Consider the following 13,792-nt stretch of genomic DNA (forward strand, 5'->3'; position numbering starts at 1 on the left):
GATAAGCGATAGTATTTCATTTCAAAGGACATTGGATAAATAGAAGAGAGTACTAAACTCCATTTACATTAACTGTCCTACCTTTCGTAGAGAGACTAAAAAAGGATTTAAGCTCAATTGTCGTCTTATAGTATTACTTTACTAGTATAATCTTATTCTTCATTTTCATATTTGTAATAATTAAAAGAAAGAAAGTGTTGTAGTTATAAAAATGACAGATTATATAGTTGTTATTACTATTTCTTTAATTGCTTTATGTTAAAGAGTAAGGTCTTGCTATTTCATACTTATATAATTTTAATGTGTAAGAGTTAAATAGAACAGCTGTTAAAATTTCATATAGCAATGTTAAGAAATACTATCCCTCGACATCAAAAAAAATCAAATTCAATTTTACGATATTTATACTACATTATTACTACCAAAACACCTTAAAATATTTATAATCAACAACTTAAACCCTTCAAAATAAATACTACATTTAATACCAAAACAAACTTAAAAATACGTTAATTTTTAAAATAGATGTATTTACAACACTTATGTAAAGAATCATTATTCAGAGTCTAAAACATAAAAAAAGGAGAATATCACTTAAATAAATCTCCCATCACATAAAAAAAGGCAGCAATATATAAGTTATATTACTACCCTCTCTTATGTCTTAAGTGGCTGATCATAATTAAATATAGTTTATAAATGTAGAATGAATTGACCTCAGGTAAGACAAAAAATTTTAACGAAACCTGAGTTTAATTCAAATGCATTGAAGCTATAGATAATTTTGAACAGGTATACTTATAATAATTAAAGTTCTTATTTACCCCAACCGAAGAAACAGTGACCATCTTTATTATATCTCTCACTGAAAGAGAAGAAGAATGATGCTTCCTCAGCAGCATTATCATCTGAATCAGATCCATGGACAACATTTCTGTCAGTAGATTTTGCAAATCTTTTACGAATTGTACCTTCTTCCGCTTTTGATGGGTCAGTTGCACCGATTAATTTACGATAATCTGCTACTGCATTCTCTTTTTCAAGCACTGCTGCAATCACTGGCCCTGATGTCATGTATTTTACTACATCTGGATAAAAAGGTTGATCGGATAAATGACGGTAAAACATTTCTGCTTGTTTTGTTCTTAGCCTCACCATTTTCATGGCTTGAATTCTGAAGCCTGCTTCATGAATCATTGTAAGGATTTCTCCAATGTAGTCTTGGTTTTCTTCACCGGGTTTGATCATAGTAAATGTGAAGGTACCTTTTTGTGGAGCATAGTTGTCTTGAAACATATGTTTTTCGTTTAGTGTATTATTATTTTGGCCTACAATTAAATGTTACTCTATTTATAGATAGCCTATCATTTAATTGTTCTAAACAAACTTATATTAAAGTTCTTTCCTACACAAGAAAAAAAAGCTAGAAACAAGGTCTTATCCTTATTTCTAGCTTCCTATATTTTGATTTACAATACCTCCTAGGAGATTTATTAGTAATCTTGCATCTGAATTAGCTTGGCATATGCTCCTTCTGCTTCACTAATTAAATCATTATGGTTACCAATTTCCGCAATCTGTCCTTCTTCCAACACTGCAATCTTATGAGCATTACGAATTGTGGATAGTCTGTGAGCAATAATCAAACTTGTTCTTCCTTCCATCAACGTTTCTAACGCCTCTTGCACCAACTTCTCAGATTCGATATCCAAAGCTGAAGTTGCTTCGTCCAAAATTAAAATTGCAGGGTCTTTTAAGATAGCTCTTGCGATCGCAATTCTTTGACGTTGACCACCAGAAAGCTTTACACCTCTCTCTCCTACCAAAGTTTCCATTCCTTCTGGGAAAGACTGAATAAATTCGAGTGCATTGGCTTTGCGAGCGGCATCGATAATTTCAGCTTCAGTAGCTTCAGGGTTACCGTAAGCAATATTTTCAGCAATAGAACCGCCAAATAATAATACCTCTTGAGGAACAACACCTACATGCTGTCTAAACCCGATCAAGTTATAATCCTTTGAAGATTTACCATCAATTAATAAGTCTCCACTATCAATTTCATAGAAACGTTGTAATAAATGTGCGATGGTTGATTTACCACCACCTGATTTACCCACTAGTGCTACTTTCTCTCCTTTCTCAATCTCAAGGTTAACCCCTTTTAGAACTTCAATTTCTTTACGAGTTGGATAAGAGAACTTGACATTTTTGAAACTGATTTTTCCTTCTAATTTTGGAATTGTTTCTTTATCAATTTCATGCTCTGAATTTGCTACTAAAATTTCCTCCACACGGTCAGTAGCACCTACTGCTTTTTGAAGAGTGCCATAAATATCACCCAGCCCTGCTAATGAACCACCAATGAACATTGTATAAAGCACAAATGTTGTAAGGCTACCAATTGAAATTTCACCTACAGAAACCATATAAGTTCCATACCAAAGTACGCCCAAAATTCCACCCATCAATACAAAAATGATGAATGAAATAAATGTACCTTTATAAGTGGCTGACTTTAACGCAATATCTACTACTTTAGATAAATTGTTTCCGTATCTTTTAATTTCAAATTCCTCGTTGGCAAATGTCTTTACAGTCCCGATTGATTGGATCGTTTCTTCTACAACAATATTCGCTTTTGCCAATTCATCTTGTGTACTTTTAGAAAGCTTTCGAATGAATTTACCAAAAATGATCGCAAAAACAATCAAAATTGGAAAGCTCAAAATCATGATTGAAGATAACTTTGGGTTTTCATAAAATAAGATGGAAACACCAAAAACCAATGTAGCAATTTGTCTAAATAGCTCTGCTAATGTCGTTGAAAATGTGTCTTGTAGTACCGATACGTCTGAAGTAATTCTACTGAATAACTCTCCAGAGCGGTTTTTATCATAAAATGACATTGGAAGTGACATAAACTTCTGATAAAGTGCACTTCTAATATCAGCAATGGCATTTTCATTTACTTTTGCAAAAAAGTATACTCTTAAAAATGAAAATATACTTTGAAACAATAGAACTCCCATTAGAGCTAAACCTACAGATTTTAAATCTGGAAGCCATGGAATAGTCACTTTACCTTGTGCTGTATCCATCAATACTCCAATCAATTTGGGCAATGCCAATAATATAGTGCTAGAAAAGAAAAGGCTAATTAAACCTAATGTAAAAACACCTTTATAAGGCATCATAAACCGAAATATACCTCTCAGTTTTTTTATACTTCCCTTGTCTAAACGCTGTTTTTTCTTCTCTCCAGAATCTTTACGCGCCATGTTTCTAAATATTCCCAAAACAATCTTTACTTAATACCGTCTGCAAAAGTAATTTAAATCACCAATAAAATACAAAGCAAGCACTTATTAATGCTAAAAAAGCTTCATTTTTTAACGATGAAGCTTTTTTTAGAAATATTAATCATTGTTTTATCAATGAAGTTTGAGTAATTCCTTTGAAAATTAAAATTCAGAATCGGTCTCTACTGTAAATTCTCCTTTCTGATAACAGCAAATTACTTTATTCCCTTCAATATTAGTCTCTAGCTTCACCGGAAAATCAGACCAAAGCGTGCCAATATGCTGCATTGTTTTGTGGACGTAACTTAATTCCAACTCTCTTCCATCAAATTCATGCACCAATTGTAGTGTGTTATTTATAGGTGCAATGCCTTTTACTTTGATGATCGGAATACTTCCTGTACCGGTTTGAGCAATCAGAGTGTCACGCACCTCTTTCCAGCCTTTCATATCATCTGAAATATTGCTTACTGAAATCTTACCATGATTTCTTTGGTATTCAAAAAGACCCAGTTCTTCCATTAACTCTCTTGTTAAGAAACGTCTTAAAAATGAAACGTCTCTATCCACTGCTCTAACTTCAAATATTTGAGGGTTGATTTCATACTCAAACATGTCTTTTTTTCCTGCCAAATGGGCCATGATATTGAAACCGATATGGTAGGGATTTAAACCTCCTACATGCGGACGAATCACCTGATTATGAGAACGAATGAAGTCTACATGCATAGACGGCGGTAACTTTAGTTTATGCAAGATGGTATAATGCCAAAAACTTGCCCATCCTTCATTCATAATTTTGGTTTCCATTTGTGGAAGAAAATAGAGCGTTTCTTCTCTGACAATATTAAGAATATCTTTTTCCCAATCTTCCAGAAAGCGACTATTCTCAATCAAGAATAAGATCAAATCTTCTGATAAAGATGGTATAAACTCTTCTTCTGTTTCTTCCTTTTTTAACTCATCCCAATACGATCGATCTTTGTTCAACGCTCCATAATAATGGCTTTTCTGCTCTTCTTCAGACAATCGGACAATTCTTTGATTTCTATCCACATGAAAACTAATAGCATGTGCAGCATCTAAAATCCGTTCCACACCTTTATAACCAATACTTGGTGTTTCTATGTAAGAGCGAATTCGATCTGCATGTAGTTTAAAGTTTTCTAATACGAATTCAGGCTTCGTGTGAGAAAAATTAATATTGTTTTTAAAAAAGTCATTATGGCCATAAACATGTGCCATCACTAAGATTTGCATCGACAAAGGATTGTCAATCATCAAATACGCCAAGCACGGGTCTGAGTTGATCACCATTTCATAGGCCAACCCTTGAGCTCCCATTTTATAAAGCGTATTTTGTTTTTCGAATGATTTTCCAAAGCTCCAATGAGGATACCTTGACGGCATACCAACATAAGATTGATAGCCAATCATATCGTGGTAGTCACACACCTCAAATTCCTGAGGATAATAGTCTAACCCACATTCCTGTGCTATTTCCTCTATTTTATCATTCCAACGGGCTAAATCATCTAAGGACCAATCCATATTTTGTTATATTTTTAAAGAATTAATGATTGATCATCGGTCTGCTCATTAATCCATCATTGTATTACTTCTGTCTTTGTTTAAGAATTTCTTAAGCGCTGGCCAAACAGATTCTTTTGACCTCATTCTTAAGGAAACAAAGTTTTCTTCTTGTATTTTTTTGAACTCATCCAACATTGTTGACCAAGAGTATCCCATGTCTGGCTTAATTTCGCCATATCCAAATAAGTTACAGACTTGGGTTAGTTTTTCGGCGGCTTCAATAGCTGCTTTGTTGTCGGATGCAAAATTATCTCCATCAGAACAATGAAATGCATAGATATTCCAAAGCGCTGGGTTAAAACGATCTTCTATGATATCCAATGCTTTGATATAAGCTGAGGATATTTTTGTTCCTCCAGACTCTCCTTTATGAAAAAATTCATCTTCTGTCACTTCTTTCGCTTCTGTATGATGTGCAATAAATACAATTTCTGTATTTTCATAACGAGATTGGAGAAAAGTATACAGCATAAAATAAAAGCTTCGGGCAAGGTATTTTTTAGTCTGATCCATAGAACCGGAAGTATCCATCAAACACAATATTACAGCGTTTGAATGTTCTTCAACGTCTACTTGTAGCCTTCTATATACAAGATCATCATTGTGAAATGGAAACGTTTCATCCGAATTTTTCAAAGCGGCACTATCCACCCCTTTTGCTTTCATTCGTTTAATACGATTCATCATTGTCTTCCGCTTCGACAAACGTGCCCTGATTCCTTTCTTTTGATAACCGACCAACTTCCGAAGTACTTCAGTTTCAGACTGGAAATACTTTTTCTGATCCATATCTGGGAGTTCCAGGTCTTCGAACATCAATTCTACAGCTTCTTCCAAAGAAATTTCTGTTTCATAAATATCCTCACCTGCATCCTCTCCAGCTTCTCCTTTTCCCTTTCCTTTTTGTGGAGCTGATTGGTCTTGAATCACCTGTCCTTTTTGTTCCTTTCCAGTGCCTTGAGCTACCCCTTTTCCTTTATTGGAACCGTATACAAAACGGTACTCTTTTAAACCTCTGATTGGAACTTTGATTTTCTTATCTTTTGATTGACCAATGATGGATTCATTGGCAATAACATCAGAGATTCCTTTCTTGATTTTGTCTTTGACTAATTCTTTATGCCGCTGACGGTCTGCTACAGATCGGTCTCTCTTCTGCTTACTAAATTCTTTAAAAATAGCCATACTTCACTAAGTTTAATCCTAAATTTCAAAAAATGGGAAGAGCATGTTTTCTAACATGCTCTTTTATTAGAATACTTAGTCTTTCCAAAGGTTATTGGATGCAAATGACAATACAGCTTCTACACTTTCTTCGTTGTATCCCATGGTAATCATCTGCTCTACCATGGCGTTGTATTTCTTCATTTGTCCCTCATCTCTTGTTTTAGCTTTAAGAATAATTCTTGTGATGTCTTTTACTGACGCCATTAGTTTTTTCTCAATTGCTTCCTTCAATGGCTCATAACTTGTGTAATGTAATGCCCCATTTCTTCTTAAAATATGAGTCACATAACTCATTACATCTTGTCTGAAGCCATCCGCAGCAGTACCTGCAATACCAATTTGTTGTTCAATAGAACCTAAGAATTTTAAATCTGGCTCCATTTCGTCATTGTTCTGCCCTTGTACTTTGCGTTTCAATACATAAGCCTCTACATGATCTAAATAGTTTTGGAAGAGTGATTCTGCTTGTTCGTCATAAGCATGTACGAATGCTTTTGTAATGTCAATTTCAAGCATTTTTAGGTATTCCTTATAAAGTATATCCTTCAAGATATCCATATAATGACTCTTCACATCTCCGGCTAACGGCTCTTCTTTCAACTTCGTTTGTAAAGCATCTAAAACCGCAATTGGGTGAATTGTATTTGTTTCCGTATCAGAAAGGGCATTATCCAATGCTTTCATGATAAAACGAGTCGAAATACCGCTCATTCCTTCATCTTCATGCTCCTCTTTTAACTCTAAGACATTAATTCTTTTCGATTGTCCATTTTCTGTTACCTCATCACCATTATACAATTTCAATTTGGTAAGGAGGTCACATTTATTGGTTGGTTTCAACCTGGTCAGAATGGCAAACATTGATGCAATTTCCAATGAATGTGGAGCGATATGAGCATTAAAATCTGATTTATTGATAATCTTCTGGTAGATTTTTATCTCCTCTGAAATTTCTAATACATAAGGTACTTCAATCTTTACAATCCTATCCAAGATTGCTTCATTCGTATGATCTGCTTTGAATCGATTCCATTCCGCTTCATTGGAGTGGGCTAAAATAACACCATCAAAATAAATCATTCCATGTTTACCAGGAGCGGGAATTCTTTTTTCTTGAGTAGCAGTTAACATTACATGTAGGTATTCAATTTCATTTTTAAATACCTCAATAAATTCCACTAAACCTCTGTTACCCACATTAAAAGCACCATTTAATGTAAGGACTCTTGGATCATCCTCACTGTATCGGTCTAGTTTTGAAATATCCTCAGAACCAATGAGTACTGAAGTATCTTGATTATTAGGGTCAACAGGTGGAACCATACCTACACCATGTCTTTTACGAATACTGAAATCTCTTTTGATGACATTGAACTTCGTAAAATCACCTTTCAATTCGTTGTCAAGTTTAAACTGCGTTACAGGGTCTAATTCTCCTTCAATTTCAACACCCAAACGGCTTTCCATCTCCGGGCGGAGTTCTGGAGGAATAGCACAAAGTGGATTTGTATTCATGGGTGAACCTTCTAAGAAATAAAAAGGACTCAATTTTTCTAGTCCTGATTTTAATTTTTCTATTAATGAAGATTTCCCTGCACCTACAGGTCCTACTAAAAATAAGACTTGTCGGCTTTCCTCTCCTTTCAGCGAGGCTGAATGAAAATACCTAACTATTTTTTGTAATACTTTTTCAATTCCAAAAAACTCATCTTCAAAGAACTTATAACTTTTCAATTTGGTATGTGCTCCAAATATCCTTCTAAGCCTTACGTCCTTATCGGTGTCTAGGTGCGAAACGCCATCTTTGGTAATGGCCTTATACATTCTTTTGTGAGCGAGATCACCCAAATCGTTATTGTTTTGTACAATCTCTAGATAATCCAAAAATGAGATTTTCTCTTCCGCTTTATTCTTTTCTTTACGGAATGAGTCAAAAAGCTTTTTGAATTCATTTTGATCATTTGCGGCATTCATAGTTGTTATTTTTTGGTTTCATTATGTAACGATGTTTCTAATTTTTGTGCAATTGAGAAACATTACATTCTAAATGGTATATGGGTTAAAATAAAGTATCGTTATTTCTGTTTTTAATTGGATACAATGAAAGTAAATGAGTACTTGTATTCATAATATACGAAGTAAGTAACGCATTAACAACTAATAATATGTTAAATATCAAGGATTTACGATGTACCTTTCATCTTTATTATTGACAAAAAATTTATTTCCGTCTAAATCTTCAACGGGTGCAATTCCATCTTCCATCGCTCCTACCGATAAATATTTACCCAAAGGAATTATTATTTTGCCATTAACGTCAATGATTCCCTCGTTAAATTCAAAGTCCGTTACCTTAAGATATGGATTATTCAAACTACTAAATTCAACGGTTGCATATTTTGGAGGAATAATAATATTAAAATTCCGATCCAAAAAGCCTATTGTGATTTGTCCATCACCTTGATCTTGAAGATAACAAGAAGCAAAGTTCTCAGGAGCAAACTCACTTAATTCATAATCAATGTTCGTTTCCCATCCGCTATTATTATTACTGTAGTGAACGGTTCCTTTCTTTTTTCGCTTAATTATATTGTATCCATCTATCTTTTTCCCTGTCAGTTTTTTTTCATTTAAATCGTAAATATCCATTACTCTTTTGGACTCTACACCTTCTCCCATTCTTTCTAAAAACAAGTAACCTTCATCTATACACTCTTGTGAGATGTTAGCGTCATATTTCATATCAGTAACTTGTTTTTGAAGATGTATATCATAAAAAGCAAATTGATCATTTGTATGTCCCACCAATGCCAGTCCATAACTTTCTACAAATGGAATGTACAATTGTTCATACTTCAGTGGCACTACAAATTTTTGAGTATTCAAATCGAAGATGCCTTGCTGCTTTTTTTCATTCATTAGAATAACCCATTCTCGTGTTGGATCATTACCGTTGGAGATATAATTAATAACGGAATGAAAATGATCGACAACAGGAAGAATTTTAAGTTTATTCTTCTCTGAAATTGGTAATAAGGAGACATTTTTTTGATTATCCTTATAAGTTATTCCTTGTAAAAAGTCGTCATTAAATGACTTGATGGAATCATATTCATAAGAGACTTTTTTCCCTTCTTTATACAATGCGTATTTCTTCGAATGAGGTACGTTCTTAATTTTGATTTCATCATCCAATTTAGATTCCACTAAATATTCATCTAACTGATGTTCTTCTATCTGTTGCCCTGAAGTTTCTACGTATACTTTATCTCCAGCAATATATTTTGCATTATGGGGAAGCTTAAAACCATTTGAGTTATAATATTCGCTGTCAATCTTTTTGATTATTTTGTCTGTATGTTCTGCTAATTGTACTTTCCCCTCTTTATTCATAATGTTATATCCATTATTTGTGATTATAACAGTTAAGTCCTCCCATTGTTCAAAATTTATGGATTTAAATTCCTTACTTCCCCTTGTTTTATTGACCACTATCCCCTTAGAAGTCAGTGAGTAATCTTTTTCATTGATAAGACCTAATGAACTTTCATCCATTGCTTCCAGCAAACCATATTCGTTAAATGTAATGGCAGTATATTCCAGTGGAAGATTCCATTTTTTAGATTTAGTATTGTAAAGACCACAAAGGTTATTTTTGTAAGCGAGGTAAGAATGATTGTGATCAAACGGCTTAATACTATCATATTCTAAGTTCAATATCTTATCTCCTTCAGCATTAATAATACCTTGTTTTCCTTTGGTGTTTCTCACTATCATTTCATCCTCTTCCAACGTAAACTTGATATTCGCATACTTTGCTTTTGCTTTCCATTGATTATCTTTTCCAATTATTCCATACTTACCGCCTTTGGATACAATGGCAACTCCTTTTGCATTAAATGGCGTAACTGTTTCATACAGGTAATTGATCACCAATTGCTTATTCTGATCACAATATCCCCATTTGCCATTTTTTTCTACTGGAATAAGCTGCTTTGGTGTAAGCATTGAGACCAAAAAACTAAGAATAAGAAGTACTGATAATTTCATAGGTTGTTTTGTAAAATAATTAAATGGGTTACTTAAGATAAATCTAATGAAACACTATCTGTAAAAATGAACTTTAAAATAGTCATCAATCCTACATCAATTCCATAGAACGCGTAAATATTACTAACATTTCCATTTTCGTTTATATTTATTATTTAAATTTTTTATTCAATTCTTAACGAAATTAATAATATTGCACACGGTGTTATTATTAGTGTGATTTGGAAAAAATAAAAAACAAAATGAGTTTTATAGGCAATTTAATGTCCTATTCAATCTTGTTAAAAAAAGAGACTTACAATGCTTTTTTTGCAAATAGCATTTTACACTCTCAATTCTTTATCCCTCAAAACCCTACCTTTCTAATCAAGTTACCTATTAAAAATGTAAACAGAATAGCATTAATGTTTGCAAGCTTTTTAGGTCGAATTATTGACGCTTCACGAAATAAAGGAGAAAGTGATCGGTCTTGCTTATTAGTAAGATCGTATCACAATTCTAGTCCTCTTTATATAATCAAAAGGATAATCTAACCCTACAGTACTGTTTGGTAAGATTATCCTTTTTTTGATCTTTTCATTATTTAAAACTACATATGAAACATTTATTATCTTTCGTATTCTTCGCACTTACTTTACTTACTTTTAATGTTACAAAGGCTCAGAATTTCAATTCTACATTTGCACAAGTTGCTTATGGTTCTGGCAACGAAGATTTTCAATTCGGTAACAATACTGAAAACGGTAACATGTGGCTTATCACATTAGATCACGTATCTGAGTGGAGTTATGGTGGTAACTATGCATTTATCAACTTCATGGCAGCAGACAACATGATACCTGATACAGACTTTGACGGTAATGTTACTCACAACGGACCTATCAGATTATATACGGAATGGTCTCCTTGGTTGTCATTAAACAAAATCACGGGTAAAGACCTTGGGTTCTGGATTTTCAAAGACTTCTCTGTTGAAGGTCAATTGAACGTTTCTTACTCTAGTTTTTATGCATTACTAGGCGGTGTAGGTATGACTTTCAAAACTGCAAACTACGATACATTCCTAAAATTAATGGTTTATTATAAAGCCTCTACTTTTGCTGAAAACACGGATCATTTAGCACAAATCACGGGTGTTTACGACCTTCCATTATCAAGAAAAATTGGACTTCGCTTACAAGGTTTCTTTGATTTTATTCCCAATGGAAAAGACCACTACTACTGGGGAACTGACTTCCTTGCTCAACCTAGAGTGCTATACAACTTAGGTCAACATTTTATGCCTGATGAATTCACAAAATTAGAAGTGGGTGTAGATGTATACATGCATTACAATGAATTCATATCAGTGACTGCTCCTCAAGCTGCTGTACGTCTAACTTGGTAATTTATTCAACACTAAAAAACAACTCCAACAATGGAAGCTAGTCATAATAAAGGAGGTTTTATTGAAAACTTCTTCAACTTAAAAAAACATAATACAACAATCCGTTCGGAAGCTATTGGTGGTATCACTACTTTCCTCACAATGGCCTATATCTTATTTGTTAATCCAAGTATTTTGGGTGATGCAGGCATGGACAAAGGTGCTTTATTTACTGTTACTTGTGTCGCTGCACTTATTGGTACATTATTAGCCGCATTTTGGGCTAGAGTTCCTTTTGCAATGGCTCCAGGTATGGGATTGAATGCCTTTTTCACCTATGCTCTTGTAATAGGCAGAGGTTTACCGTGGGAAACTGCACTTGGAATTGTATTCGTTTCTGGTGTTACGTTCATCATTTTAACAGTGCTTGGTGTAAGAGAGAAAATCGTTAATGCGATCCCTCTTTCGTTGAGATTGGCAACTTCGGCAGGTATCGGCCTTTTCATCACCTTTATTGGGTTCAAAGGTATGGGATTGGTTGTGTCTAATCCTGCTACACTCGTTTCTTTAGGTCACTTAAGTACACCTACTATTATTGCTTTATTAGGTCTTGTATTTATTGTTGTATTAGAGACAATGAAAGTGAGAGGTGGTATTTTAATTGGTATCATTGTCATGACGGTAGTAGGCATGATAGCAGGTGAAGTAGCTTTGCCTGAATCATTAATTTCAGTTCCTCCTTCTATTGCTCCAATAGCCTTTAAGTTGGACATCATGAGTGCATTAGATTTAGCATTTATTGCTCCTATTTTCTCATTTATGTTTGTCGATTTATTTGATTCAGTAGGGACCATTGTCGCTTGTTCATACGAAGCCAAAATGGTTGATGAAAAAGGAAATATACCTAAGATTGGTAAAATCCTAGAAGCTGATTCAGTAGCTACAGTCATTGGATCATTATTAGGTACATCAACAACGACAACATATATAGAATCGGCCTCAGGTATCTCACAAGGTGCAAGAACAGGTTTAGCTTCAGTATTTACCGCAGCGTTATTTGCCATCGCATTATTGTTCTCACCAATTGTAACTATAGTTCCTGCATTTGCTACAGCTCCTGCTTTGGTGATGGTCGGTATTTATATGTTTAAAAATATCAAAGAAATTAAGTTTGATGACTTGGTAGAAGGTGCTCCAGCATTTTTAACCATTATCTTAATGCCTTTGACATACAGTATCAGTAATGGCTTGACTTTCGGTTTTCTTTCCTATTTGATTATTGCAATTTGCAGTGGACAAGTAAGTAGAATTTCAAAGGTAATGTGGGTAATTGGCCTTTTATCGGCTATTAATCTTTACATTTCAGCTATCTCGTAACACTGATAAAAATAAGTTGAAAAGCCAATGATATTATTTTAAGATATTATTGGCTTTTTTTGGTATAATTGAAGTAGAATCCTTATTATTACGCTTTACCTTGGTTAGTGATTACCACATCTTTATACTATAATTCGTTAGGGAAGCTCCCAATACTATTAACATGCCTGTAGATTTTGATAATATTTTAGAAGATCATAAGAGATTTCTGAGTATTGGCAACAGTACTTTTCACTATATCTATGATTGTACTAAACTAAGATTTGAGTACCTATCTCCTTCGTTTACAGAAGAGACTGGATATGCTCTTCATGAAGCTTTATTCAATTCTAATTTTTCTTTAACCCCTCCAAAAGATTATGCACCTATCTTAAAAACGTTGGGTGAATTACTTCCTTTTTTTGTTCATCATTTCTATGAAAATCTTGAGCATTACACCATCTTTTACTATTACCCATTATTACATAAAGATGGTAATGTATACCCTTGTTTAGTACAGGTTAGAGTCTTAGAACTTGATGATAGTAACCATCTAAAATATGTTTTAGCTTATAATCAAATTATCAAAAAAGAATATGACAAAACGAAAGCATTTAATCTGAGTTTTATCGCTCATGATCAAAAGCTTCCTTCTTATTATCATGTGGATACTATTGAAAATTTTGAACAGGTTATTAATATCCGTAAACTGACAAAAAGAGAAATTGAAATCCTAAAGCTGGTATCAGAAGGGTATTCAAACAATGTCATTTCATCTATTTTAAATATTAGTATCCACACCATCTCAACTCACAAAAAAAATATCATCTCGAAAACAAACACCCCAAATATTATGGTGGCTATTCAAAAGGCTATACTTCAAAAAATCTTTTAACTCAAA

The 13,792-nt window shown here is 33.7% G+C and carries 9 protein-coding genes; 3 read left to right on the forward strand and 6 right to left on the reverse strand.

The features are described 5' to 3' along the window. Positions 1–816: 816 nt before the first annotated feature. The 6 genes from ndk to IC221_RS15475 form a co-directional block, all read right to left on the reverse strand. Positions 817–1,296 (reverse strand): nucleoside-diphosphate kinase, encoded by a 480-nt coding sequence (gene ndk, locus IC221_RS15450; RefSeq protein WP_044207472.1) that lies wholly within the window; start codon positions 1,294–1,296, stop codon positions 817–819. A gap of 197 nt (positions 1,297–1,493) precedes the next feature. Then, positions 1,494–3,278, reverse strand: a complete 1,785-nt coding sequence (locus tag IC221_RS15455) for an ABC transporter ATP-binding protein (protein ID WP_188169830.1) — start codon at positions 3,276–3,278, stop codon at positions 1,494–1,496. A gap of 183 nt (positions 3,279–3,461) precedes the next feature. Then, complete coding sequence (locus IC221_RS15460) at positions 3,462–4,850, reverse strand: SpoVR family protein (protein WP_188169831.1); 1,389 nt, start codon at positions 4,848–4,850, stop codon at positions 3,462–3,464. Positions 4,851–4,898: 48 nt separating this feature from the next. Next, the gene (locus IC221_RS15465) at positions 4,899–6,077 is read right to left on the reverse strand and encodes a DUF444 family protein (RefSeq protein WP_044207405.1); all 1,179 of its coding nucleotides are present in this window, start codon (positions 6,075–6,077) and stop codon (positions 4,899–4,901) included. A 75-nt stretch (positions 6,078–6,152) separates the two neighbouring features. Then, positions 6,153–8,093 (reverse strand): serine protein kinase, encoded by a 1,941-nt coding sequence (locus tag IC221_RS15470; protein WP_188169832.1) that lies wholly within the window; start codon positions 8,091–8,093, stop codon positions 6,153–6,155. 201 nt (positions 8,094–8,294) lie between these two features. Next, positions 8,295–10,169, reverse strand: a complete 1,875-nt coding sequence (locus IC221_RS15475) for a WG repeat-containing protein (protein ID WP_188169833.1) — start codon at positions 10,167–10,169, stop codon at positions 8,295–8,297. A gap of 595 nt (positions 10,170–10,764) precedes the next feature. Between IC221_RS15475 and IC221_RS15480 the strand changes: the two genes are divergently transcribed. The 3 genes from IC221_RS15480 to IC221_RS15490 all read left to right on the forward strand — a co-directional run bounded on the left by IC221_RS15480 (position 10,765) and on the right by IC221_RS15490 (position 13,786). Further along, complete coding sequence (locus IC221_RS15480; RefSeq protein ID WP_188169834.1) at positions 10,765–11,556, forward strand: hypothetical protein; 792 nt, start codon at positions 10,765–10,767, stop codon at positions 11,554–11,556. 30 nt (positions 11,557–11,586) lie between these two features. After that, positions 11,587–12,912, forward strand: a complete 1,326-nt coding sequence (locus IC221_RS15485) for an NCS2 family permease (RefSeq protein ID WP_188169835.1) — start codon at positions 11,587–11,589, stop codon at positions 12,910–12,912. A gap of 163 nt (positions 12,913–13,075) precedes the next feature. Then, positions 13,076–13,786: a LuxR C-terminal-related transcriptional regulator gene (locus IC221_RS15490; protein WP_188169836.1), complete on the forward strand. Its 711-nt coding sequence runs from the start codon at positions 13,076–13,078 to the stop codon at positions 13,784–13,786. The last annotated feature ends 6 nt before the right edge of the window (positions 13,787–13,792 follow it).

The organism is Flammeovirga sp. EKP202 (assembly GCF_014534745.1).
GTDB lineage: Bacteria > Bacteroidota > Bacteroidia > Cytophagales > Flammeovirgaceae > Flammeovirga.

Excerpts from the sequence above, each read along its gene's own strand:
- ndk (WP_044207472.1), bottom strand. The coding sequence starts at position 1,296 with ATGTTTCAAGACAACTATGCTCCACAAAAAGGTACCTTCACATTTACT.
- IC221_RS15455 (WP_188169830.1), bottom strand. The coding sequence starts at position 3,278 with ATGGCGCGTAAAGATTCTGGAGAGAAGAAAAAACAGCGTTTAGACAAG.
- IC221_RS15460 (WP_188169831.1), bottom strand. The coding sequence starts at position 4,850 with ATGGATTGGTCCTTAGATGATTTAGCCCGTTGGAATGATAAAATAGAG.
- IC221_RS15465 (WP_044207405.1), bottom strand. The coding sequence starts at position 6,077 with ATGGCTATTTTTAAAGAATTTAGTAAGCAGAAGAGAGACCGATCTGTA.
- IC221_RS15470 (WP_188169832.1), bottom strand. The coding sequence starts at position 8,093 with ATGAATGCCGCAAATGATCAAAATGAATTCAAAAAGCTTTTTGACTCA.
- IC221_RS15475 (WP_188169833.1), bottom strand. The coding sequence starts at position 10,169 with ATGAAATTATCAGTACTTCTTATTCTTAGTTTTTTGGTCTCAATGCTT.
- IC221_RS15480 (WP_188169834.1), top strand. The coding sequence starts at position 10,765 with ATGAAACATTTATTATCTTTCGTATTCTTCGCACTTACTTTACTTACT.
- IC221_RS15485 (WP_188169835.1), top strand. The coding sequence starts at position 11,587 with ATGGAAGCTAGTCATAATAAAGGAGGTTTTATTGAAAACTTCTTCAAC.
- IC221_RS15490 (WP_188169836.1), top strand. The coding sequence starts at position 13,076 with ATGCCTGTAGATTTTGATAATATTTTAGAAGATCATAAGAGATTTCTG.